19 protein-coding genes are annotated in these 23901 nt (G+C 74.2%); 6 read left to right on the plus strand and 13 right to left on the minus strand.

The genetic code is table 11. The features are described 5' to 3' along the window. Positions 1 to 10: 10 nt before the first annotated feature. Together AC5L34_RS13065 and rapZ are read right to left on the minus strand one after the other, a co-directional pair. Entirely contained in the window at positions 11 to 1093 is a 1083-nt protein-coding gene (locus AC5L34_RS13065; protein ID WP_494825065.1) for a gluconeogenesis factor YvcK family protein, read from the minus strand. After that, positions 1090 to 1977 (minus strand): RNase adapter RapZ, encoded by an 888-nt coding sequence (gene rapZ / locus AC5L34_RS13070; RefSeq protein WP_089003340.1) that lies wholly within the window; start codon positions 1975 to 1977, stop codon positions 1090 to 1092. The genes AC5L34_RS13065 and rapZ overlap by 4 nt, the downstream gene beginning before the upstream one ends. Positions 1978 to 2189: 212 nt before the next feature. Between rapZ and recQ the strand changes: the two genes are divergently transcribed. Next, the gene (gene recQ / locus AC5L34_RS13075; RefSeq protein WP_441174737.1) at positions 2190 to 4028 is read left to right on the plus strand and encodes a DNA helicase RecQ; all 1839 of its coding nucleotides are present in this window, start codon (positions 2190 to 2192) and stop codon (positions 4026 to 4028) included. 144 nt (positions 4029 to 4172) lie between these two features. Here the strand turns inward: recQ and uvrC are convergent, their stop codons facing one another. Next, positions 4173 to 6179 (minus strand): excinuclease ABC subunit UvrC, encoded by a 2007-nt coding sequence (uvrC, locus tag AC5L34_RS13080; RefSeq protein WP_494825067.1) that lies wholly within the window; start codon positions 6177 to 6179, stop codon positions 4173 to 4175. 197 nt (positions 6180 to 6376) lie between these two features. On the opposite strand from uvrC, the gene AC5L34_RS13085 reads away from it, so the two are divergent. Further along, positions 6377 to 7657 (plus strand): MFS transporter, encoded by a 1281-nt coding sequence (locus tag AC5L34_RS13085; RefSeq protein ID WP_494825069.1) that lies wholly within the window; start codon positions 6377 to 6379, stop codon positions 7655 to 7657. A gap of 48 nt (positions 7658 to 7705) precedes the next feature. Here AC5L34_RS13085 and AC5L34_RS13090 read toward each other — a convergent pair whose 3' ends face one another. The 3 genes from AC5L34_RS13090 to rsgA form a co-directional block, all read right to left on the minus strand. Continuing rightward, a complete protein-coding gene (locus AC5L34_RS13090; RefSeq protein WP_088999351.1) occupies positions 7706 to 8188 on the minus strand; it encodes a Rieske (2Fe-2S) protein in 483 nt (160 codons plus the stop codon). 201 nt (positions 8189 to 8389) lie between these two features. Next, positions 8390 to 11329, minus strand: a complete 2940-nt coding sequence (uvrA, locus tag AC5L34_RS13095) for an excinuclease ABC subunit UvrA (RefSeq protein WP_088999350.1) — start codon at positions 11327 to 11329, stop codon at positions 8390 to 8392. Between the two features lie 345 nt (positions 11330 to 11674). Further along, positions 11675 to 12727, minus strand: a complete 1053-nt coding sequence (gene rsgA, locus AC5L34_RS13100) for a ribosome small subunit-dependent GTPase A (protein WP_494825071.1) — start codon at positions 12725 to 12727, stop codon at positions 11675 to 11677. A 171-nt stretch (positions 12728 to 12898) separates the two neighbouring features. Here rsgA and AC5L34_RS13105 point away from each other — a divergent pair, with 171 nt between their 5' ends. Both AC5L34_RS13105 and AC5L34_RS13110 read left to right on the plus strand, forming a co-directional pair. Beyond that, positions 12899 to 13615 (plus strand): maleylpyruvate isomerase family mycothiol-dependent enzyme, encoded by a 717-nt coding sequence (locus AC5L34_RS13105; protein WP_441174741.1) that lies wholly within the window; start codon positions 12899 to 12901, stop codon positions 13613 to 13615. Between the two features lie 8 nt (positions 13616 to 13623). Further along, a complete protein-coding gene (locus AC5L34_RS13110; RefSeq protein WP_494825073.1) occupies positions 13624 to 14277 on the plus strand; it encodes an MBL fold metallo-hydrolase in 654 nt (217 codons plus the stop codon). Between the two features lie 124 nt (positions 14278 to 14401). Here AC5L34_RS13110 and AC5L34_RS13115 read toward each other — a convergent pair whose 3' ends face one another. Further along, complete coding sequence (locus AC5L34_RS13115) at positions 14402 to 15013, minus strand: DedA family protein (protein ID WP_101411692.1); 612 nt, start codon at positions 15011 to 15013, stop codon at positions 14402 to 14404. Between the two features lie 96 nt (positions 15014 to 15109). After that, a complete protein-coding gene (locus AC5L34_RS13120; RefSeq protein ID WP_363902621.1) occupies positions 15110 to 15793 on the minus strand; it encodes a class I SAM-dependent methyltransferase in 684 nt (227 codons plus the stop codon). Positions 15794 to 15978: 185 nt separating this feature from the next. Here AC5L34_RS13120 and AC5L34_RS13125 point away from each other — a divergent pair, with 185 nt between their 5' ends. Next, positions 15979 to 16182, plus strand: coding sequence for a cold-shock protein (locus tag AC5L34_RS13125; RefSeq protein ID WP_088999344.1), 204 nt, complete (start codon positions 15979 to 15981; stop codon positions 16180 to 16182). 51 nt (positions 16183 to 16233) lie between these two features. Here the strand turns inward: AC5L34_RS13125 and AC5L34_RS13130 are convergent, their stop codons facing one another. From AC5L34_RS13130 to AC5L34_RS13150, 5 genes are all read right to left on the minus strand, one after another. Then, the gene (locus tag AC5L34_RS13130) at positions 16234 to 17607 is read right to left on the minus strand and encodes an MFS transporter (protein ID WP_494825076.1); all 1374 of its coding nucleotides are present in this window, start codon (positions 17605 to 17607) and stop codon (positions 16234 to 16236) included. Beyond that, complete coding sequence (locus AC5L34_RS13135; RefSeq protein ID WP_494825078.1) at positions 17604 to 18179, minus strand: ArsR/SmtB family transcription factor; 576 nt, start codon at positions 18177 to 18179, stop codon at positions 17604 to 17606. Before AC5L34_RS13135 ends, AC5L34_RS13130 begins: the two co-directional genes overlap by 4 nt. A gap of 105 nt (positions 18180 to 18284) precedes the next feature. Then, positions 18285 to 19193 carry a hypothetical protein gene (locus tag AC5L34_RS13140; RefSeq protein ID WP_494825080.1) on the minus strand — a complete coding sequence of 303 codons (909 nt, stop codon included), beginning with the start codon at positions 19191 to 19193 and terminating at the stop codon, positions 18285 to 18287. A 147-nt stretch (positions 19194 to 19340) separates the two neighbouring features. Then, entirely contained in the window at positions 19341 to 21023 is a 1683-nt protein-coding gene (locus AC5L34_RS13145) for a CocE/NonD family hydrolase (RefSeq protein WP_494825082.1), read from the minus strand. Between the two features lie 4 nt (positions 21024 to 21027). Then, entirely contained in the window at positions 21028 to 21543 is a 516-nt protein-coding gene (locus AC5L34_RS13150; RefSeq protein WP_441175130.1) for a MarR family winged helix-turn-helix transcriptional regulator, read from the minus strand. A 169-nt stretch (positions 21544 to 21712) separates the two neighbouring features. Between AC5L34_RS13150 and AC5L34_RS13155 the strand changes: the two genes are divergently transcribed. Continuing rightward, positions 21713 to 23848 carry an MMPL family transporter gene (locus AC5L34_RS13155; RefSeq protein WP_494825084.1) on the plus strand — a complete coding sequence of 712 codons (2136 nt, stop codon included), beginning with the start codon at positions 21713 to 21715 and terminating at the stop codon, positions 23846 to 23848. The last annotated feature ends 53 nt before the right edge of the window (positions 23849 to 23901 follow it).

Below are 23901 nucleotides of genomic sequence, written 5' to 3' on the forward strand. Positions count from 1 at the left end.
ACGTACGTGTCTAACGATCGGCGCCCAGGACAGGCACCAGTGCGGCGCCCAGGGCGGCCGGATCATGACGGGGAGTGCCGTCGGTGACCGCGACGGGAGCGAGGACCAGGCGGGCACCCAGCGATTCTGCCGCACGTTCGACCGGTTCGGGGTCACCCGCCGCCTTGGAATCGGCGACCACACGGTCGACCCTCAGCTCCGGCAGGTACGCGCGCAGCGCGGCCAGATGGTCGGCCTGGGAGAGCCCGGAGGTCTCCTTCTCGGCGGCGAGGTTCAACGTGACGAGCCGCCGCGCCGGGCTGGCGACGATCGCGGCGGCGAGCTGCGGCACCAGCAGGTGCGGCAGCACGCTCGTGTACCAGCTGCCCGGCCCGAAGATCAGCCAGTCGGCCGCGCCGATCGCGGCGACCGCCTGCGGGCAGGCCTCCGGCGCGGCCGGGGTGAGCCGCAACGACTCCACCCGACCGGTGGTCACCGCGACCTGGTGCTGGCCGGTGACCGTACGCACCTCGTCCGGCCGGCGCGGATCGGCGCCGCGCACCCGCGCCTCGATCCCCACCGGCTCGCACGACATCGGCAGCACCCGGCCCACCGCGCCGAGCATCGCGCCCGCGTGCTCCAGGGCGGCCACCGGGTCGCCGAGCAGCTCCATCAGCCCACACAGCACCAGGTTGCCCACCGCGTGCCCGGCCAGCCCGACACCGTCGGCACCCGGCCGTCCACCGGCGCTCCCGGCCCGGGCGGGAACGGCCGCGCCGGGGACGTGCGGCAGGGCCGCCCCCGACCCGCCTGCGGGCGAAGCCGGGTCGGCGACGCGCGGCGCCGGCACCTCGGCGAAGCGGTGCTGGAAGAGCCCCGCGCTGCGGCGGGTGGCCGGGTGGTCCCCGGCCAGCGCCACGAGCGCCTGCCGCAGGTCGCCCGGGGGCAGGCCGCCCCGCTCCGCGCGCAGCCGGCCGCTGGAGCCGCCGTCGTCGCCGACGGTGACCACCGCCGTGATGTCCAGGTCCAGCTCGGGGGCGCAGCGGCGCAGGGCACGCAGCGAGGCGGACAGGCCGTGCCCGCCGCCGAACGCGACCACGCGCGTCGCCGTCACTCGCGCCCCAGGTCGCGGTGCTGGGCGTTGGCGGCCAGACCGGAGTGGCGCAGCCGGGCCGCCAGCTCCTCGGCGATGGCGACGCTGCGGTGCTTGCCGCCCGTGCAGCCGACCGCCACGGTCAGGTAGCGCTTGCCCTCGCGCTCGAAGCCGACGGTGGTGGCGTTGACCAGGTCCGCGTACGAGCCGACGAAGGCGTCCGCGCCCTCCTGCCCGAGCACGTACGAGCTGACCGCCTCCTCGCGGCCGGTGTGCTCGCGCAGCTCCGGCACCCAGTACGGATTGGGCAGGAACCGGGCGTCGAGCACGAAGTCGGCGTCGGGCGGCAGGCCGTACTTGAAGCCGAAGGAGAGCACGGTGACACGCAGCCGGCGGGCGTCCTCGCCGCCGAAGAGCTCCTCGACGCGCCGGCGCAGCTGGTTGACGTTCAGGTGGCTGGTGTCGATGATCACGTCCGCCTGGTCGCGGGCCTCCTCCAGCAGGCCGCGCTCGACCGCGATGCCGTCGGCGAGGCGCCCGTCGCCCTGCAACGGGTGCGAGCGCCGGACGCTCTCGAACCGGCGGATCAGCACCTCGTCGTCGGCGTCGACGAAGACGACCCGGGGCGAGAAGCCGCGCTCCTTCAGCTCCCGGATCGCCCCCGCCAGGTCGGTGGAGAAGGCGCGCGAGCGCACGTCCAGCACCATCGCCGTACGCCGGGCCGCCCCGCCCGCCTTGAACGCCAGCTCGGCCATGTCGAGCATGAGCGCCTGGGGCAGGTTGTCCACCACGTAGAACCCGACGTTCTCCAACGCCCTCGCCACCGTGCTGCGACCGCCGCCGGAGAGACCGGTGACCACCACCAGGGTGGTGTCCGACTCCGCCGGTGTGTGCTGCCCGGTCACCGTCACGCTCCGTTCCTCGGCCGTACGCGCCTCGCTCACCCGCTACCCCCAAGCCCTGGCGCCGCGGCCGGCACCCCCGGCCGCGCGTGGTCAATCAGCGACTCTATCCCGCCGCGCCGGGCCAGCCGTCGTACGCCCGCGGTGCCGGCCGCCCGGCGCGCCCGGGCCGCTCACCCGCACCGGCTGTCGGGGGAGGTTCGTAGAATCCCCGGATGGCTTCCCCCACCGACCTGCGCTCCTCCGCCGCCCTGGAGGTGCTGCGCCGGGTCTTCGGCTACGACGCCTTCCGCGGCTTCCAGCAGGAGGTCATCGACCACGTGGTGGCCGGCGGCGACGCGCTGGTCCTGATGCCCACCGGCGGCGGCAAGTCGCTGTGCTACCAGATCCCGGCGCTGGTCCGCGACGGCGTGGCGGTGGTGGTCTCCCCCCTGATCGCGCTGATGCAGGACCAGGTCGACGCGCTGACGGCGGTCGGCGTGCGGGCCGGCTTCCTCAACTCCACCCAGGATCTCGACGCCCGCCGCACCGTGGAGCGGGCGTTCGTCGCCGGCGAGCTGGACCTGCTCTACCTCGCCCCCGAGGCGCTGGGCACCCGAGGCGTGCAGCAGCTGCTCGACCGGGGCCGCATCGCCCTGTTCGCCATCGACGAGGCGCACTGCGTGTCGCAGTGGGGGCACGACTTCCGCCCCGACTACCTCGCCCTGTCGATGCTGCACGAGCGCTGGCCGGACGTGCCCCGCATCGCGCTCACCGCCACCGCGACCAGTGCGACCCGCGACGAGATCGCCACCCGGCTCAAGCTCACCGACGCCCGGCACTTCGTGGCCAGCTTCGACCGGCCCAACATCCAGTACCGGATCGTGCCCAAGCGCGAGCCGCGCAAGCAGCTGCTGAGCCTGCTGCGCGACGAGCACCCCGGCGACGCGGGCATCGTCTACTGCCTCTCGCGCGCCTCCGTGGAGAAGACGGCGGACTTCCTGGCCGCCAACGGCGTCACCGCGCTGCCCTACCACGCCGGGCTCGACGCGGCGACCCGCGCGCGCAACCAGCAGCGGTTCCTGCGCGAGGACGGCCTGGTGATGGTGGCGACCATCGCGTTCGGCATGGGCATCGACAAGCCCGACGTCCGTTTCGTCGCCCACCTCGACCTGCCCAAGTCGGTCGAGGGCTACTACCAGGAGACCGGTCGCGCCGGGCGTGACGGGCTGCCGTCGACCGCCTGGCTGGCGTACGGGCTCCAGGACGTGGTGCAGCAGCGCAAGATGATCGAGACCTCCGACGGTGACCTCGCGCACCGGCGCAACCTCGCGGCCCACCTCGACGCGATGCTCGCCCTCTGCGAGACGGTCCGTTGCCGGCGCGGCCAGCTGCTCGACTACTTCGGCGAGAAGGCGACGGCCGCCTGCGGCAACTGCGACACCTGCCTCACCCCGCCGGAGTCCTGGGACGGCACCGTCGCGGCACAGAAGCTGCTCTCCACGGTCTACCGGCTCGACCGGGAACGCAACCAGCGCTTCGGCGCGGGGCACTGCGTCGACATCCTGCTCGGCCGCACGACGGACAAGGTCACCCAGTACGGCCACGACTCCCTGACCGTGTTCGGCATCGGCGGCGAGCTGCGCGAGGCCGAGTGGCGCGGCGTGGTGCGGCAACTGCTGGCCGAGGGCCTGTTGGCCGTCGAGGGCGACTACGGCACGCTGGCCCTGACCGAGGCCAGCGCCGAGGTGCTGGGCCGCCGCCGCACGGTGATGATGCGCCGCGAGCCGGAGAAGGTCGCGTCGTCGCGGTCGAGCAAGCCGCGCGGGGCGGCCACCGTCGTCGCCGAGCTCTCCCCGGCGGCGGCCGGGGTCTTCGAGCGGCTGCGCGCCTGGCGGGGAGCCGCCGCGAAGGAACAGGGCGTCCCGGCGTACGTGATCTTCCACGACGCCACGCTGCGGCAGATCGCCACCGACGCGCCGACGTCGCTGGCCGAGCTGTCCGCGGTCAGCGGCGTCGGCGAGAACAAGCTCGCGAAGTACGGCGAGCAGATCCTGGCGGTCCTGGCGGAGTGACCACCGGCCGGCGGAGTGACCGCCGACGGCGGAGCCACCCGGCCGGGTTGGTGGGCGTCCGCCCGGCGGAGCCACCCGGCCGGGTTGGTGCCCGGCGGACCCATCCGGCCGGCCCTCGGCGCGCGTGGGCCGGGGGCGGCGCGGTCAGTCCGCCGCCGGGGCCTTCGCCTCGCCACCGAGCGCGGCGAGGATCGCCTCGGCGGTGCGCCGGCCGACGCCGGGCACCTCGGTGATCTCCTCCACCGTGGCGGCGGAGAGGCGCTTGAGTGAGCCGAAGTGCCGCAGCAGCGCCTTGCGCCGCACCTCCCCCAGGCCGGGCACCCTGTCCAGCGCCGACTCGGTCATCCGCTTGGAGCGCCGCTGCCGGTGGAAGGTGATGGCGAAGCGGTGCGCCTCGTCGCGTACCCGTTGCAGCAGGTAGAGCCCCTCCGAGGTACGCGGCAGGATGACCGGGAACTCGTCGTCGGGCAGCCAGACCTCCTCCAGCCGCTTGGCCAGGCCGCACAGCGCCACGTCGTCGATGCCCAGCTCCGCCAGGGCCTGGGCCGCCGCCGCGACCTGCGGCGCACCGCCGTCGACCACCACCAGCTGCGGCGGGTACGCGAACCTGCGCGGCCGGCCGGTGGTCGGGTCGATCAGGGCGCCGACGGTGCGCTCGTCGGACCCGTCGGGCTGGTGGGGCTCGCTCGGCGCGGGCTGCCCCGCCGGGGCGACCGGGTCGTCGGCCGGCTCGACGCCCGCCTCGCCGGTCTCGGCGCGGGCGTCGAGGTAGCGGGCGAAGCGGCGGCGCAGCACCTCGGACATCGCGGAGAGGTCGTCGGTGGCGCCACGGATGATGAAGCGCCGGTATTCGCTCTTGCGCGGCAGCCCGTCCTCGAAGACGACCATGCTCGCCACCACGTCGGTGCCCTGTATCTGCGAGATGTCGAAACACTCGATGCGCAGCGGCGAGGTGCGCATGTCGAGCGCCTCGGTGATCTCGTCGAGCGCCTTGCTCCGGGTGGTCAGGTCGCCGGCCCGGCGCAGCTTGTGCCGGGCGAGGGCGTCCTTGGCGTTGCGCTCGACCGTCTCCAGCAGGGACCGCTTGTCGCCGCGCTGCGGCACCCGCAGGCTCACCCGGCTGCCCCGGTGACCGGAGAGCCAGTCGGCCAGGGCGTCGGCGTCGGCGGGCAGCGCCGGCACGAGCAGCTCGCGGGGCACGTCGGCCTCGCCCTGCTCGCCGCCGTAGACCTGGGTGCAGAAGTGGTGCACCAGGTCGCCGGTGCTCAACTCCTCGGTCTTCTCCACCACCCAGCCACGCTGGCCACGGACCCGGCCGTCGCGGACGTGGAAGACCTGCACCGCCGCCTCGAGGGGATCGTCGGCGAACGCGACCACGTCGGCGTCGGTGCCGTCGCCGAGCACGACGGTCTGCTTCTCCATGGCCCGGCGCAGCGCGGCCACGTCGTCGCGCAACCGGGCCGCCCGCTCGAACTCCAACTGCTCGCTGGCGTCGGTCATCTCCCGCTCCAGCCGGCGCACCATCGTGTCGGTGCGCCCGGCCATGAAGTCGCAGAAGCCGTCGACGATCTCCCGGTGCCGCTCGGGCGTGACGCTGCCGACGCAGGGGGCCGAGCACTTGCCGATGTAGCCGAGCAGGCAGGGGCGGCCGACCTGGCTGGCCCGCTTGAACACCCCGGCGGAGCAGGTGCGCGCCGGGAAGACCCGCAGCAGCAGGTCGAGCGTCTCGCGGATCGCCCAGGCGTGCGAGTAGGGCCCGAAGTAGCGCACCCCCTTGCGCTTGGCGCCCCGCATCACCTGCAACCGGGGGAACTCCTCGTCGAGGGTGACCGCGAGGTAGGGGTAGGACTTGTCGTCGCGGTAGCGGACGTTGAAGCGCGGGTCGTACTGCTTGATCCAGGTGTATTCGAGCTGGAGCGCCTCGACCTCGGTGCCCACCGTGACCCAGTCCACCGACTCGGCGGTGGTGACCATCTGCTGCGTGCGCTGGTGCAGGCCCCACAGGTCGGCGAAGTAGGAGTTGAGCCGGCTGCGCAGGTTCTTCGCCTTGCCGACGTAGATCACCCGGCCGGTGCCGTCGCGGAACCGGTAGACCCCCGGCGACTCCGGGATGGTGCCGGGCGCGGGACGGTAGGTCGAGGGGTCAGCCACGCCAGCAAGCGTAGTCCGAGCCCCCGACAGCCCCCGGGGACGCCGGTTCCGCCCCGACGCCGGAAGCCGGGGTGGTTGCGGCGCCGGAGCCCGGTGCCGTTGCGGCGCCGGAGGTCCGGGTTATTGCGGTGCCGCCGGAGCCGCTCCCGGCTAGCATCCGCCCCTGGCCGGGCAGACGCGAGGGGGGCACGGGGGACATGGGCGCACACCCCGGGGGACGCAGCCGAGGGGGCGCGGTCCTCGTGGCGGCGCTCACCGTCGACTCCATCGGCAACGGGCTCTTCCTGCCCCTGTCGCTGGTGTACTTCCTGCGGCTGACCGACGTGCCCCTGGCGCTGCTCGGTGTGCTGCTCAGCGCGGCCACGGTACTCACCCTCCCGGTACCGCTGTGGGCAGGGTCGCTGGCGGACCGGGTGGGGGCGCTGCCGGTGGTCGTCGCCTCGCAACTGCTCCAGGCGGCCGGCTATCTGGCGTACGCCTGGGTGCGGGGCCCGGTCGGCGTCTTCGTGGCGGCGGCGCTGGTCGCCGTCGGCGTGCGGTTCTTCTGGTCCACCGTCTTCACGGCGGTCGCCGACCACGCCGACGGCAGCCCGGGCGGCTGGACCCGCGACACCTGGTACGCGATCAGCAACGGCGCCCGTACCGCCGGGCTGGCGGTCGGGGGCCTGACCACCGGGATGGTGGTGGCCGACGGGCGGGCGGCGACCTACCGCGCGGTCGCCTACGCGGCGGCGGCCTGCTTCGCCCTCGCCGCGGTGCTGATCGCCGTGTGCGTACGCATCCCGCCGCCCGCCGGTGGGCCGGCGGGATCCGGCCGGGGCGGGTACGCGACGCTGGTCCGGGACCGCCCGTTCCTCGCCCTCATCGGCCTGAACACCGTCTTCGCGCTGAGCAGCATGATGCTCGGCCTGGCCCTGCCGACGGTGATGCTCACGGACCTGCGGGGTCCCGCGTGGCTGACCTCCGCCGTCCTGGCCGGCAACGCCTTCCTCGTCGCCCTGCTGTCCGCGCCCGTCGGCACCCGCCTGCCGCGCCACCGCCGCACCCGCGCGCTCGCGCTGGCGGCGGCCCTGTGGACGGTGTGGGGAGTCGCCATGGCCACCCTCGGCCCGGGACGCCTCGGCGTGGTGGCCGCGCTGCTGGTCGCGGCGACGCTGCTGTTCACCGTCGCGGAGGTGGTGCACGCGCCGGCGTCCGCCGCGCTCGCCGCCGCCGCCGCACCGGTCGCCGCCCGGGGCCGCTACCTGGCGGCCTTCCAGTACTCGTTCGCCCTCGCCTCGATGGTCGCGCCGGCCTTCTTCGGCGCCCTGTACGAGGCCGGCACCGCCGCGCCCTGGCTGGCGCTGGCGCTGCTCAACGCCCTCGGCGTCGTCGGCGTCCTGCTGCTGGAGCGGCGCCTGCCGCCCGCCGCCCTGCGCGACCCGCCGCGGGCGGCTGGCGAGCGGCCGAGGGCCGGCGCGAACGCTGCGACAGAGTGACCGGGGCCGGCGGCCGTGGGGCCGGGGCCGGCGGCCCCGCTCCCTCGGTCAGGCCAGCGAGATCTGGTCGCCGGTGACCTTCACGTTCTTCGGCGGGAGCGGCTTGGTGGCCGGGCCGCCCTTCACCGAGCCGTCCTCGATCGAGAACTTGCTGAAGTGGCAGGTGCAGTTGATGGTGCCGCCGTCGACGTTCGTCACCGGGCAGCCCTGGTGGGTGCAGATGGAGTCGAACCCCTTGAACTCGCCCTCGCGGGGCTGGGTGATCACCACGCCCTGCGCGGGATAGACGGTGCCGCCGCCGACCGGGATGTCGGCCGTACGGGCCAGCGACTGGGCGCCCTCCCGGTCGCCGCCGCCGGCGTCACCGGTGCTGGGCACCGCCGGGCCGCCGCTGGTCGGGGCCGCCCCGTCGCCGGAGTCGTCGCTGCCGCAGGCGGCCAGGACCACCGCCGCGCCGACGGCGCCCGCGCCCGTGAGGAGGGCGCGTCGCGTCCGCGTCGCCGGTCCGGTCAGCCCCTGATCGTCACTCATGCCTCGCCCTTCTCTCGGCTGCCGCCGCCTGGTCATGATCCGCGGCCACACTCGGGTACACGGATCACTCTGCCCGACGGTTCACCCGATCGGCGACCGCGGGGCCACCCGGGTGGGCCGACGGCCCGCCGGGTGACCCCGTCAGCGATCCGCCCCCGCGGGCGGGCCGCGTGGCCGGGGCCGACCGGGCGGAGCACGCCGTCAGCGCGCCCCGGCCGGCACCTTACGGGCGCGGGACTTCGTGCCGTTGGCCTTGGCCGCCCGGGAGGTGGCCGCCGCCGCGCCCTTCGCCTCGCCGTCGAGCTTGAGCACCTGACGCAGGAACTGGCCGGTGTGGCTGCCGGGCACCTCGGCGACCTCCTCGGGGGTGCCGGTGGCGAGCACCGTGCCGCCCCGGTGGCCGCCCTCGGGACCCATGTCGATCAACCAGTCGGCGGTCTTGATCACGTCGAGGTTGTGCTCGATGGTGATCACCGTGTTGCCCTTGTCGACCAGCCCTTCGAGCACCATCAGCAGCTTGCGGATGTCCTCGAAGTGCAGGCCGGTCGTCGGCTCGTCGAGGACGTAGACCGTCCGCCCCGTCGAGCGCTTCTGCAACTCGGAGGCGAGCTTGACCCGCTGTGCCTCGCCGCCGGAGAGCGTGGGCGCGGGCTGGCCGAGCCGTACGTAGCCGAGGCCGACGTCGACCAGCGTCTTGAGGTGCCGGTGGATGGCCGGGATGGCGGAGAAGAACTCGGCCGCCTCCTCGATCGGCATCTCCAGCACGTCGGAGACGGTCTTGCCCTTGTAGTGCACCTCCAGGGTCTCCCGGTTGTAGCGGGCGCCCTTGCAGACCTCGCAGGGGACGTACACGTCGGGCAGGAAGTTCATCTCGATCTTGATCGTGCCGTCGCCGGAGCAGGCCTCGCAGCGACCGCCCTTGACGTTGAACGAGAACCGGCCGGGGCCGTACCCCCGGACCTTGGCCTCGGTGGTCTCGGCGAAGAGCTTGCGGACGTGGTCCCAGACCCCCGTGTAGGTGGCCGGGTTGGACCGCGGCGTGCGGCCGATCGGCGACTGGTCGACGCCGACCACCTTGTCGACGTGCTCCAGCCCCGAGACCCGGGTGTGCCGGCCGGGGACCAGCCGGGCGCCGTTGATCTGGTTGGCCAGCACCGCGTAGAGGATGTCGTTGACCAGCGTCGACTTGCCGGAGCCGCTGACCCCGGTGACGGCGATGAGCTGGCCCAGCGGGAACGACACGGTCAGGTTGCGCAGGTTGTGCTCGCGCGCGCCGTGCACCACCAACTCCCGCTCCGGGGTCTGCGGGCGGCGCCCCTGGGGGGTCGGGATCGACCGGCGCCCCGACAGGTAGGCCCCGGTCACCGACTCCGGGTTCTCCAGCAGCGCCGGCACGGAGCCGCTGTGCACGATCTTGCCGCCGTGCTCACCCGCGCCCGGGCCGATGTCGACGATCCAGTCCGCCGTGCGGATCGTGTCCTCGTCGTGCTCGACCACGATCAGCGTGTTGCCCAGGCCCCGCAGCCGGACCAGGGTCTCGATCAGCCGGTGGTTGTCGCGCTGGTGCAGCCCGATCGACGGCTCGTCGAGGACGTAGAGCACCCCGACCAGGCCGGAGCCGATCTGGGTGGCCAGCCGGATGCGCTGCGCCTCGCCGCCGGAGAGGGTGCCGGCCGGGCGGTCCAGGGAGAGGTAGTCGAGACCGACGTCGAGCAGGAACTTCAGCCGGGCGTTGATCTCCTTGAGCACCCGCTCGGCGATCATCTTCTGCCGGTCGGTCAGCTCGATGCCGGCGAGCAGGTCGGCGGCCTCCCCGACGGAGAGGTTGCAGACCTCGGCGATGCTCCGGCCGGCCAGGGTGACCGCGAGCACCTCGGGCTTGAGCCGGGCCCCACCGCAGGCCGCGCAGGGCACGTCGCGCATGTAGCCCTCGTACTTCTCCCGCGACCACTCCGACTCGGTGTCGGTGTGCCGGCGCTCGATCCACTGCACCACGCCCTCGAAGCCGGTGTAGTAGGAGCGCTCGCGGCCGAACTTGTTGCGGTAGCGCACGTGCACCTGGTCGTCGGAGCCGTGCAGGATCGTCTTCTGCGCCCGCGACGGCAGGGCCCGCCACGGCGTGTCGACGTCGAAGTGCTCGGCCGCGCCGAGGGCCTCCAGCAGGCGCAGGAAGTATTCCAGGTTGTGCCCGGTCGACCAGGGCTGGACCGCGCCCTCGCGCAGGGTGCGCTCCGGGTCGGGGACGACCAGCTCCGGGTCGACCTCCTTCTTGGTGCCGAGGCCGGTGCACTCGGGACACGCGCCGTAGGGCGCGTTGAAGGAGAAGACCCGGGGCTCCAGGTCCTCGATCGCGAGCGGGTGGTCGTTGGGGCAGGCCAGGTGCTCGGAGTAGCGCCGCTCGCGCTCCGGGTCGTCCTCCGGCAGGTCGACGAAGTCGAGCAGGACCAGGCCGTTGGACAGGCCCAGGGCGGCCTCGACCGAGTCGGTCAGCCGCTGCTTGGCGCTCGGCTTGACCGTGAGCCGGTCGATCACCACCTCGATGGTGTGCTTCTCCTGCTTCTTGAGCTTCGGCGGCTCGGTGAGCGGGTGCACCACGCCGTCGACCCGGGCCCGGGCGTAGCCCTTGGCCTGGAGCTCGGCGAACAGGTCGACGTATTCGCCCTTGCGGCCGCGCACCACGGGCGAGAGCACCATGAACTTGGTGCCCTCGGCCATGGCGAGGACCCGGTCGACGATCTGCTGCGGGGTCTGCCGGGAGATCCGCTCGCCGCAGACCGGGCAGTGCGGCTCGCCGATGCGGGCGAAGAGCAGCCGGAGGTAGTCGTAGACCTCGGTGATGGTGCCCACCGTCGAGCGCGGGTTGCGCGAGGTGGACTTCTGGTCGATGGAGACCGCCGGGCTCAGACCCTCGATGAAGTCGACGTCCGGCTTGTCCATCTGGCCGAGGAACTGCCGCGCGTACGACGACAGCGATTCTACGTAGCGGCGCTGCCCCTCGGCGAAGATCGTGTCGAAGGCCAGGCTCGACTTGCCCGACCCGGAGAGCCCCGTGAACACGATCAGGGCGTCCCGGGGCAGGTCGAGACTGACGTCACGCAGGTTGTGCTCGCGCGCGCCACGGATGATCAGTCGGTCGGCCACTGTCCGTGTACTCCCGGGAGAAGAAGATGAGGAGGAAATGTCCGCTCCAAGGCTGGTCTGAGCGGTTGTCTGAGTGGTTGTGGGCGCGCAGAAAGGCGCCTCGGCAACTCTAGCCCCGAGGTACGACAACTTCCCTCGCCGGCACATTCCCCCAGCTCAGCCCGGTCCGCCGCGCCCCGAGGAAGCCGGCCCGCAGCGCCCGAGGAAGCCGGCCCGCAGCGCCCGAGGAAGCCGGCCCGCAGCGCCCGAGGAAGCCGGTCCGTCGCGCGCGAGGAAGCCGGTCCGTCGCGCGCGAGGGAACGGGCGGGACCGGTGGTCGACCGGTCCCGCCCGTGCGTACCTCCGTCAGGGGCGGGCCGCCCGCCGCCGGCCCGCGCGCCAGCCGCCACGCCGCTGCGCGGCCAGCCGGACCTCCCGCCGCCGGCTCTCGAAGGCCAGCTCCCGCTGGAGCTTGCGCCAGCTCTCCCAGCGCCGCGTCGGCAGCTCGCCGCTCTCCAGCGCCTCGCGCACCGCGCAGGCGGGCTCCCCGTCGTGCCCGCAGTCGGCGTAGCGGCAGCCGGTGGCCAGCTCGGCGATGTCGGCGAACGCCCGGTCCAGCCCCGCCGAGCCGTCCAGCAGGCCGACCGCCCGTACGCCCGGGGTGTCCAGCACGGCGCCCCCGCCCGGCACCGGCAGCAGCGCCCGCCAGGTGGTGGTGTGCCGGCCCTTGCCGTCGACGCGCCGGATCGCCTGGGTGGGCATCAGCGCCGCCCCCGCCAGCGCGTTGACCAGGCTCGACTTGCCGGCCCCGGACGGCCCGAGCAGGCCGAGCGTGCGGCCGGGGGCCACCTCGGCGCGCAGCGGGCCGAGCCCGGTGCCGTGCTCGGCGCTGACGGCCAGCACCGGCACCCCGGGGGCGACCCCGGCGAGCTGACGTGCGACGGCCCCCGGGTCGGCCGCCAGGTCGGCCTTGGTGAGCACGACCAGCGGCCGGGCGCCGGATTCGTGCGCCAGCGAGAGCAGCCGCTCGATCCGGCCGACGTCCGGCTCGGGGTGCACGGGCTCCACCACGGCGGCGGCGTCGAGGTTGGCGGCCAGCACCTGCCCGCTGGCGTCCTTGCCGGCGGTCCGCCGGACGAGGGCGGTGCGCCTGGGCAGCACCGCCTCCACGGTGACGTTGCGGTCCGGCCAGGTGCCCAGCAGCACCCAGTCGCCCGCGCAGGGCAGCCGGGTCAGGTCGCGGGCGGCGGCGGCCAGGACGGCCCCGCCCAGGGTGGCGCGGACCGGGCCGTCCGCGCACAGCACGGTGCAGACGCCGCGGTCCACCCGGGCCACCCGGCCCGGTCGGTGGCCGCCGCGTCGTGGTACGTGTGCCGCCCGGTCGGCGTCCCAGCCGAGGGCGGTCAGATCGATGGTCATGGCATCCTCATCGGTGTCGGAGCGGTTGACGCACGCGTACTGCTACCGGCATGGTCACCACCTCCCCCGCCGTTCCGGTGCCGCGTTCGACGCCGACGGTAGGACGTGCCGCGACGCGCCGAAAGCGATTTCCCCGGCGACGCGGGGCGGCCCGGCGGATAGGGTCGGTGGGTGACCATGGATCCGCTTCTGCTGACGGGCGAGGTGGACGGGGCCACGGACCGTCTGCTGCGGACCGCGGCCGCCTTCGACGGCGCCGACCTCGCCGCCGCGTCGCTGCTACCGGGCTGGAGCCGGGGGCACGTCCTGGCCCATCTGGCCCGCAACGCCGACGGCTTCGTCAACCTGCTCACCGCGGCGCGCACCGGCGAGCCGATCCCGATGTACGCGTCCGCGACGGCCCGGGACGCCGACATCGAGGCCGGCGCGCCCCGCCCGCCGGAGGCCCACCTGGACGACCTGCGCCGCTCGGCCGACCGGTTCACCGAGGCTGTCGCCGCGATGCCGGTCGAGGCGTGGGCGGCCACCGTCCAGACGCGGCGCGGCCCGTGGCCGGCGGCCATGCTGGTCTGGGGCCGGCTGCGCGAAATCGAGGTGCACCACGTGGACCTCGACGCCGGCTACCGGCCGGCCGACTGGCCCGAGGCGTTCGGCCACCGGCTGCTGCACGAGGTGGCCGGCGACCTCGCGGGCCGGACGGACGTACCGCCGATGGTGCTGCGCTTCGACGGCAGCCGGCACGAACTCGTCGTCGGCGACCGGGCCACCGCGCCCACGGTCACCGGTGCCGCCCCCGAAATCGCCGCCTGGCTGATCGGCCGCAGCCCCGGCACCGTGCTGGCCGTCACCCCCGACGGACCCCTGCCGCAACCACCGGAATGGATATAGACGACCTCATGACCTACAGCGGAGACGTCACGCCCGGCGGCACGCCGGCCGTACGCGAGCTCGACCGGCTCACCATCACGAAGGTGTCGGTGGGCCCGATGGACAACAACGCCTACCTGCTGCGCTGCCGGGCGACCGGCGAGCAGGTGCTGATCGACGCCGCCAACGAGGCGCCCCGGCTGCTCGAGCTGGTGGGCGACGCGGGGCTGGCCACCGTGGTCACCACCCACCAGCACATGGACCACTGGGTGGCGTTGGAGGAGGTCGTCGCCAAGACGGGCGCCCGGGCGCTGGTGCACGCCGACGACGCGGCCGGGCTGCCGATCGAGGCCGCGACGCTCGCCGAGGGCGACAGCGTGGCGGTGGGCGACTGCGCGCTGGAGGTGATCCACGTCAAGGGTCACACCCCCGGCTCGATCGTGCTGCTCTACCGGGATCCGGCCGGGACGCCGCACCTGTTCACCGGCGACAGCCTTTTCCCGGGCGGGGTGGGCAACACCGACAAGGACCCGGAGCGCTTCGGCGCGCTCATCGACGACGTCGAGCACAAGCTGTTCGACCGGCTGCCCGACGAGACCTGGTTCTACCCGGGTCACGGCAAGGACGGCACGCTCGGCGCGGAACGCCCCGCGCTGCCCCAGTGGCGCGCCCGGGGCTGGTGAACCGCAGCGGGGCCGGGCGCTGATCGCGCCCGGCCCCGCTCCCCCCGTCGGTCCCCCGCTCCCCCCGCCGGCCCCCGGCTTCCGTCGCCGGCCGGCCCCCCGCCGGTCCGCGCCGGGCGGCGGCTCAGGCGCCGGTGACGGCGCGCAGCCGCCGCCGCGTACCCATCAGCACCACGCCCGCCAGCAGCAGGCCGACCGCCATGGTGACCAGCATCGGGCTGGACTCCCCCGGCAGCAGCCCGGCCACCGACCGTGAGGCGGTGCCCAGCACCAGGTAGAGACCGGCCCAGGCCGCCGCGCCGAGCGTCGCGCAGCCGAGGAATCGCGGGTACGACATCCGCAGCCCGCCGGCCGCCAGCGGCAGCAGCGCGTTGAACACCGGCAGGAAGGGCGCGACCAGGACCATCCGGCCGCCCCCGCGCTGGAGGATCCCCTCCGCCGCCGCCCAGCGCGCCTCGCCGATCCAGCCGCCGAGGCGGCTGCGCCGCAGCTGCTCGCCGTACCGCCGGCCGGCGAGGAAGCTCAGCGACCAGCCGGCCAGACAGCCGGCCACCACCACGGCGAAGGTGGCGGCCCCGGTGGTCGGTCCGCCGACCCCCGTCGCGGCGAGGATCGCCACGTCGCCGGGGACCAGCACCCCGAGCAGCGGTACGGCGTCGAAGAGCATCACCACCCCGAGCACCCCCATGAGCAGGGTGGTGGGGAGTTCTCCGAGCTGGGTCAGCCAATCCGCCATGCCCGTACGCTATGGCCGCCCGGCCACCCGGAGCATCGGGTCCGATCCCCCAGCGCCCCCTGGTATCGGGCTCGGGGTCGACCCTGAGGGCCGGGGTCACCGGGGACGCAGCACCTGCACCCGGCGCACGGACGAGTCGACCGAGGGCTCGGTGGTCGGCACGGGGTAGCTCGCCACCGCCGCCAGCAGGCCCGGTGGCAGGTGGCCCCGCCCGGGGTCGCCGACCAGCACCTCGGCGCCGGTGGCGGCGGCCCGCCGCAGGAAGGGCAGTACCCGCGCCGCCATCGTCGCGTCGTAGAGCACGTCGCCGGCAACCAGCAGGTCCGTCCCGTCGGGTTCGGAGTCGAGCAGGTCGCCGCCGGCGGCCGCGACCGTCACGTGGTTGGCCCGGGCGTTGACGGTGACCGCCGCCACGGCGTAGGGATCGATGTCGTTGGCGACGACCCGCTCGGCGCCGGCGAGCGCGGCGGCGATCGCGACCAGGCCGGAGCCGGCGGCGAGATCGAGCACCCGGCGGCCGGCGGCGAGGCCGGGGTGGTCCAGCAGGTGGCGGGCGAGGGCCTGCCCGCCGGCCCAGACCGAGGCCCAGTACGGCGGGGGCAGGGCGTGCCCGGCCTGCGCCTCCATCCGGGCCCACCAGACGATGGCGTCCTCGGCGAGGTGCAGCCGCACCTCGGGGACGAACGGGATCCGCACCAGCCGCAGCCGGTCCAGCCCGGTGCCCGGAGCGTCGATCTCCCGCTCCAGCTCGGTCAGCGCGTCGACTGTGGCACTCCCCATCGGGGCAAGCATGCCCCAGTCGGCCGGCCGCCGCCCGGCTTTCGCGTCCCCCGCGCCGAGAGTTTGCCGCAACGCCTGCGGCACTTCGGCCAGCAAATCCGGGTTCGGCCAGCTACTCTCGGGGTGGCACCGGGCGATCATCGGTCGAAGACCGGGGTCACCCGCTTTGGAACAGGGAGAGATGCATGGCAACCGGCACGGTTAAGTGGTTCAACTCGGAAAAGGGCTTCGGCTTCATCGAGCAGGATGGCGGAGGGCCGGACGTGTTCGTCCACTACTCGGCCATCGCGTCGAGCGGTTACCGGGAGCTGAACGAGGGCCAGAAGGTCGAGTTCGAGGTGACCCAGGGTCAGAAGGGTCCGCAGGCGGACAACGTCCGTTCGCTGTAGATCCCGTGCCGGTGGCGGCGGCCGGACGCCGGCCGCCGCCGCAGCGCGTTCTCAGGGCCGCTTCGGCGCGACGGGCAGGTCCCGTCGCCGCCGCAGCGGCCCCATCAGCAGGATCGCCGGGGTGAGCGCCAGCCAGCCCGTCATCACCGCGATCGCGGTGCCGGCCCCGTAGGCTGCGCCGATCACCCCGGCCACCACCGCGGCCAGCGGGATCGTGCCGTAGTTGAGCATGTGCATGCTCACAGTGACTCGGCCCAGCAGGTGGTGCGGCGTGTAGGTCTGCCGGAAGCTGCCCTTGAGCACGTTGCCCACCGCCACCCCGAGGCTGACCAGCATCCCGCCGATCGCCGGCAGGGCGAGTCGGCCACCGGGCCCGGCGAGCGGGATCAGCAACGCCGGCGGCCCGGTGAACGCCGCCGCCAGGAGCAGGGTGCGGGCGGTGCCGAACCGACGGCCGAGCGTGGTGGCCGCCAGCGCACCGACGATGCCGCCGAGGCTCATCGCCGCGACCAGCATGCCCACGGGAGCCGGGGCGAGCCGCGCCTCCCGCACCAGGAAGACCACCAGGACGGCCTGGTAGCCGACCAGCCCGATGTTGCTGGCCGCCCCGAATGCGGTGAGCACCCGCAGGTACGGGTCCCGGACGACGAACCGGATCCCCTCGCCGATCTCCCGCCGCAGCGACCGCACGGGTCCGGCGCGTACGGGACGCGGCTCGACGGTGCGGATGCGCAGCAGGCACACGGCGGAGAACAGGAAGCTCAGCGCGTCCAGCAGCAACGCGATGACCGCGCCGGCGGCCTGCGCGACCGCGCCGGCGAGCCCGGGGCCGAGCACGTAGCTCGCGGTCCGGGTGGCCTGGAGCTTGGCGTTGCCCTCCGGCACCTGCTCGGGGCGCAGCAGCACGGGCAGGTAGACCTGGTCGGCGGTCTCGAAGAAGACCCGGGCGAGGCCGGCGCCCAACGCCACCACCAGCAACTGCGCCACGGTCAGCACGCCGAGCGCGGCGGCGGCGGGAACGCTGAGGAACAGCAGCGCGGAGAGCACGTCGCAGGCGATCATGAGCGGCCGGCGTGGCAGCCGGTCCACCCAGGCACCGGCCGGCAGGCCGACGAGCAGCCACGGCAGCCAGGCGGCGGCGGTGAGCACCGCGACGCCGAAGGTGCTGGCGTCGAGCACCGTCACCGCGACCAGGGGCAGCGCCACGGCGGTGACGTTGCTGCCGACGGCGCTGGCCGTCTGCCCGGCCCAGAGCAGCCGGAAGTCCCGGTGCCGCAGCAGCCCGCCCCGGGGCCGCGTCGCCGCCGGTGGTGGGCCGGCGGCCCGTACCGTCGAATCGGCGGGCGGGTGGCGCCCGGCCGCCGACCCGACGGCCGTGGCCTCGGCGGTACGAGCCGGCGGGGTGGCGCGGGCGGGTGGCGTCACGGCGTGGCCGGGATCCCGTAGGCGAACAGGAAGACCGGCTCGCGCTTCTGCCCGTCGTCGGGCACGTCGCGCTCGCCCCACCGGGCGAGCACGGCGTTGAGCTCCTCGGCCAGTCGGGCGAGTTCCGCGTCGGTCAGGTGCAGCCAGCGGTCGGTGGAGAACGGGCCCTGCGGCCAGGCGGCCTGGTTGGCCTCGTCGGTGGCGTGCCAGGCCCGGGCGAGGGCGACGTGCCGGTCCAGGTTGAGCGAGATGGCGGCGTCGGCGACGGCCCGGGCGGCGGGGTCGGCGTCGAAGTCCGACTGGGACCAGCGCACGCCGCGGGTGACCAGGCGCCACCACCGTTCCCGCCGGTCGCGGGCCCGCTCGGGCGCTTCCTCGACCAGTTCGGCGCCGGCCAGCACCTTGAGGTGGTGGCTGACGTTCGCTGGCGCCTGGCTGGTCCGCTCGGCGAGCAGGCCGACGGTGGCCGGGCCGTGCACCTTGAGCACGTCCATCAACCGTCGGCGCAGCGGATGGGACAACGCGGCGAGGACCCGCGAGTCGGTCACGCGGCGCACGTCGGGGTTCGTCATGCCGCCAGCCTGACATTCGCAACGGCAGTTGCGCAACAGCTATTGCGCAACTGCCGTTGCCGGATCGCGAGCGCCGGGGGCGCGACGGCACGCGGACGCGGGAGGTCAGGCCGCCAGGCGGCGGGCCAGTTCGTCGGTGACCTGCTGGGCGATGGTGGGCGGGATGGCCTCCGCGATCTGCTCCGGCGACAGGCCGGCGAGCACGCCGGCGATGATCGCCTGCTCGTCGCTGAAGTCGCCGTCGGTCAGGGCCTTGACCTGGGTGGCCAGGGCCGGGTAGCCGCGCGCCATCGCAAGCAGGAGTGTCAACGGCGACTGATCCATCGGCGGGCTCACCAGGCCCGTCGTTCCGACGGGCGAGATCAGCCAGTTGCGCAGGTTCTCCAGGTCGGCGAGGACCTGACCGACGGTACGGGTGGGCACGTCGGTCTTGTAGGCGAGTTGGTCGGTCTGCTCCATGGTGGACTCCTCTGCGGGTGGGGCGATCAGTCCGATGGCGGTCAGGTAGCGGCGGAACAGCGGCGTCTGGTCCCGGTTGGCCTTGGTCGAGTCGCGGAAGAAGCTGAAGTGGGTGTGCCACAGGTGGGAGTTGTCGCCGCTGGTCCGCCTGCGCAGGCGGTCCCACCGTCGGACGACCTTGCCGTCCGGGGAGTAAATGATCTCCCGGATGTCGCGGCTGTCCGCGCTGTTCGCGGCGCACTGCTCGACGCACCAGGTGGAGAAGCTCCGCAGATCGTGGGTCCGCCCACCGACGCTGACCCGGAAGGGCCCGACGTCGAGCGCGGACGCGTCGAGGGTGAGGCCGGACGAGTCCCGGGAGGACTCGACGACGGAGTAGTCCCGCGTCACGACCCGGTCGGAGCCGCAGTGGTAGCCGCCCCGGTGGGCGGGGTCGCCGACGATGCCGACCTCGGCGGGTTCGAGGTCCTGGTCGCGGGATCTGTCGGGATCGATGTCGAGGTGGTCGAGTAGCAGGCGGCGGACGGCCAACAGGTTTTGCGGTGCCCGCGTCATGGGATTCCCCCTTGCGGATGGTCGGGGCCGGGCACGACAGTGACACCGCGTAGGCGGCGTGAGGGCCTCACAGGCAGGCCCGACCGAGTGGTGCACAGCGTCGGGCATTGGCCCAACCATAGCCCCATCGATTGATGAACGCCCAGCTCAGGCGGGGTTTTTTCGATTGGGAGAAAGCTGTGGTGCCGCCGGCATGATCGGCAGGACCACTGCGGACGGACACTGTGGGTCGTGCAGGATCTCCCGCCATCCGGCACGCAGGGTGACTGCCGAGCCGAGGGCTTCGCCGGTGCCGGGGTTGCGCGCGTAGCGGGGGTGGGCGCCGCCGGAGACCTGCACCCGCAGCCGGTGCCCCGGCGCGAAGCGGTGCGCGGTGGGCCAGAGTTCCACGGGTACGCGCACCACGCCCGCCCCGTCGGCGGCGAACCGGTCGGGGGCGACCCGGACCAGCCCGTCGCAGACGTTCCACGACCGGCCGCGCCGGTCCACGTCGCACAGTCGCACGAAGACGTCCAGGTGAGACAGCTCGCTGCGCAGGTGGATCTCGGCGCGTACCGGGCCGATCACCTCGACGGGCGCGTCGAGCGGGGCGCTGGTGTAGGTGAGCACGTCGGGCCGGGCCTCGACCGGCCGGTTGTCCACGGGGCCGGCCCGCTGGGCGACGAGCAGCGGGCCGCCGAGCGAGGGCGTCGGGTCGGCCGGGTCGTAGTGGAAGCCGTCGGGCGCCGACGGCACCGGTGCGGCGGTGTCGAGTCCGCCCGCCGGGTGCAGGTGCCACGGGGTGGGCACCGCCGGGGGCGGCCAGTCGGGCAGGTCCCGCCAGCCCCCGCCGGCACCGCCGACGTGCCCCCGTACGGGGGCGGCGGCGCCCGCGCGCGGGCGCCGCCCGGCGAGCTGCGCGTCGAGGTGGTCCAGCCCGTCGCGCAGCGCCGCGACGAAGAGCCCCGGGCTGCCGTGGGTCCACGGCCCGACCGTCAACCGGGGACTCCTGCCGGCCGCCCGCAACGCGGCGAAGTCACGCAGCTGGGCCGGCAGGAAGATGTCGTGCCAGCCACTGACCATCGCCACCGGCGCGCGGACCTCGGCGATCCGGTCGCCGAAGACCCGCGCCCGCCAGTAGTCGGCGTCCGGGGTGTGATGGCGCAGCCACTCCTGGAAGAACGGCACGGTGACGCCGGTGGCCACCCGGTCCGCCTCGGCCAGCGGCAGGTGGGCCAGGGCCGCGACCAGCCGGGGCTGGCCGCGCTTGAGTTCCCACTGCCGGGCCAGCCACGGCACGGTCTGCGCCTGGAGCAGCTCGGCCCAGGTGAGCACCGTGTCCAGGGCGAAGGACTCCCCGGCGTACGTCGAGTCGCGGGTGCCCGACGCGGTCACCACCGCGACCATCGCGCGCAGTTCCCCGCCGGCGTCGGCGGCGAGGGCCCACTGCACGAAGCCCTGGTAGCTGGCGCCGAACATGCCGAACGCGCCGGACCACCAGGGCTGGCGGCGCAGCCAGTCGAGGGTGTCGAGCCCGTCCTCGCGTTCGTGCACCAGCGGGTCGAAGACGCCGCCCGAGCCGAACGTGCCGCGGCAGGACTGGATCACCACGTGGAAGCCGCGCTCGGCGGCGAGCCGGCCGAGCAGCCGCATGGGTCCACCCCGCCCGTACGGGGTGCGGATCAGCACGGTGGGCGCGCCGGGCAGGTCCGGGGCGTAGTGGTCGGTGCGCAGCGGCACGCCGTCGCGCACCCGCACCGGGATGCCCCGGGTGAGGGTGACCCGCCGGGTGCGCGCGGGCGGCAACCGCAGGGCGGCGGTGGCGAGGCGGGTTGCCAGCCGGTCGAGCACGCCGTCAGCCGTTCGCGCGCCGGGCCGGCTCGTCGCGGGCGGCGCGTATCGCGTCGCGGTGCTCCGCCATGGAGGTGGTCATCGCGGTCATGAACCGGTGCACCACCTCCAGCTCGTCGTCGCTGAAGCCGGCCATCACGTCGTCGGTACGCCGGCCGAGGGGGCGGAAGAAGTCCATGGCGAGGGCGGCGCCCCGCTCGGCGTAGTGCAGGAAGACCTTGCGGCGGTCGGCGGTGTCGCGGTCGCGGCGGATGTGCCCCGCGCGCTCCAGGCGGTCGATCAGCGCGGTGACCGAGCCGGATGACAGGTTCAGCTGCTCGCCGAGGCGGCCGGGGGTGATCGGCTGACCGATCAGCTCGGCGTCCATCACCGCGATGAGCGCCTGGAGGTCGGTGGCGTTGAGCCCGTGCAGGCCGGCGAAGGCGTGCCCGATGTGCTGCGCGTCGACCGAGTAGCGCCGCAGCTCGGCCCCGATCTCGGCGATGAGGCGTTCGCGGCGCGTGTCGCGCCGCCGGTACATGCCGTGACCTGCCACGTCGGTCGCCGCCTCCTGCCGTCCGTTCCGGTTGCAGCATAACTCAGCAGTCGATAATCTCGTTTATCAAGATACTCGACTGTCGGCACTTTGCGTCGTTCGCGAGGTCTTGAGCGTCGTACGAAATCCATCGAGAGACCGTGAAGGGCATCCGATGTCAGTGTTCACCCGCGTGGCGCGCGGACGGCTCACCGCGTGGCTCACCGTGGTCGCCGCGATCGTCTTCGGGGCGGTCGTCTTCGGGCTGCCCAAGCCCGAGAACCCGGCGCCCGTCTCGTCCACCGGCCTCTCCGTCGAGTGGCAGTCGACCCAGGTGGAGCGCCTCCAGGATCGACTGCCCTCCCGCGACGTCCAGCCGGCGATCGTCGTCGTCAGCCGCGCCGACCGGGCAGCCCTCACCGAGGCCGACCGCGCCGCCCTCACCGGCCAGTCCGGTGACCTCGGCCAGTTCGCCGTCGGCGGGCAGGTCAGCCCGCCACAGGTCTCCCCCGACGGCACCGTCGCACTCGTCGCCGTACCGCTGTCGACCGCCGGCGGGCAGGAGGAGGTCGCCGGCCGGATCGACCAGCTACGCGCGTCCCTGGACGACGTGCCGGACGGGCTGAACGTGGAGGTCACCGGCGGACCCGCGTTCGCCACCGACCTGACCAAGGTCTTCGACGGCGCCGACACCACGCTGCTCGCCGTCACCGCCGGCGTCGTGGCGCTGCTGCTGCTCATCACCTACCGCAGCCCGTTCCTGTGGATCGTGCCGCTCGTCGTCGTCGCCGCGACCGAGCAGCTCACGCTGCGCGCCCTCGACACGGTCGTCCCGGCCGTCGGCATCAACCTGCCCGGCGGCGCCGTCACCGGCATCGCCAGCGTCCTCGTCTTCGGCGCGGCCACCAACTACGCCCTGCTGCTCATCGCCCGTTACCGGGAGGAACTGCGCCGCGAGGAGGACCGCTTCGTGGCGATGCGCGCGGCGCTGCGTCGGGTCGCCGAACCCATCCTCGCCAGCGGCTCCACCGTCGTCCTCGGCGTGCTCACCCTGCTGCTGTCGGAGCAGGAACTCAACCGCGCCCTCGCCGTGGCCTGCGCGACGGGCGTCGTCCTCGCCATGCTCTCGGCGCTGTTCGTCCTCCCGGCCGCCCTGGTGATCTTCGGACGCGGCCTGTTCTGGCCGTTCGTGCCCCGGGTCGGCGGAGAGGTCCGCGAGGGCCGGCTGTGGGGCCGGCTCGGTGCCGCCGTCGAGCGCCGTCCCGCACCGGTCGCGCTGCTCGCGACGCTGCTGCTCGCCGGGCTCGCCCTCGGCGGGCTCGGCATCAACACCGGCCTGTCGGAGACCGAGCAGTTCCGGGTCAAGCCGGAAGCCGTCGCCGGTGCGGAGACCCTCGCGCGGTCCTTCCCCGCGGGCACGACCCAGCCGGTCGCCGTGCTCACCACCCCCGCGGCGGTACGGGCCGTCACGGACACCGCCGCCGGGGTCCCCGGCGTGGCCTCCGCGCGTCCCGGCGAGGCGGGCGCCCAGGTCGCCCAGGTCGACGTCGTGTTGGAGGCCGAGCCCGGCACCGACGCCGCGAGCCGGGCCGTCGAGGCCCTGCGGGACGCGGTCGCGGCGGTGCCCGACTCCGCCCCGCCCGCGGTCGAGGGCGCGCCCGCGTTCGACGGCGCGGTGGTAGGTGGCGCCGTCGCCGCCACCTACGACGAGAACGAGGCCAACGGCAGGGACCTGCGGCTGATCCTGCCGATCATCCTGCTGCTCGTCGGCGCGGTGCTGGTGCTGCTCCTGCGCGGCCTGGTCGCCCCGGTGCTGCTCGTACTCACGGTGATCGCCTCGTTCTTCGCCAGCATCGGCGCGTCGTGGCTGCTCTTCGACCACGTGCTCGACATGCCGGCGCTCGACAGCGGCGTGCTGCTGCTGGCCTTCGTGTTCCTGGTGGCGCTCGGCGTGGACTACAACATCTTCCTCGTCACCCGGGCCCGCGAGGACGCCCGGCGCAGCGGCACCCGCGCCGGCATGCTCTCGGCCCTGCGGGTGACCGGCGGCGTCATCACCAGCGCCGGCATCCTGCTCGCGGCGGTCTTCGCCGTCCTCGGCGTCCTGCCGCTGCTCCTGCTGACCCAGATCGGGGTCATCGTCTGCATCGGCGTCCTGCTGGACACCCTGCTCGTCCGGACGGTCCTGGTGCCGGCGCTGGCGTTCACGCTCGGCGACCGCTTCTGGTGGCCGGGGCGGATCAGGCGCGAACCCGCCGGGGACGAGGACGAGGCCTCGCCGGGACGCGAGTCGGTCACCACCCGGGACTGACCGGCCCCTGGGAGGCGGCGGGGGCCGTGGCGGCGACGCCACGGCCCCCGCTT

This window comes from Micromonospora sp. ZG13, from assembly GCF_059359355.1.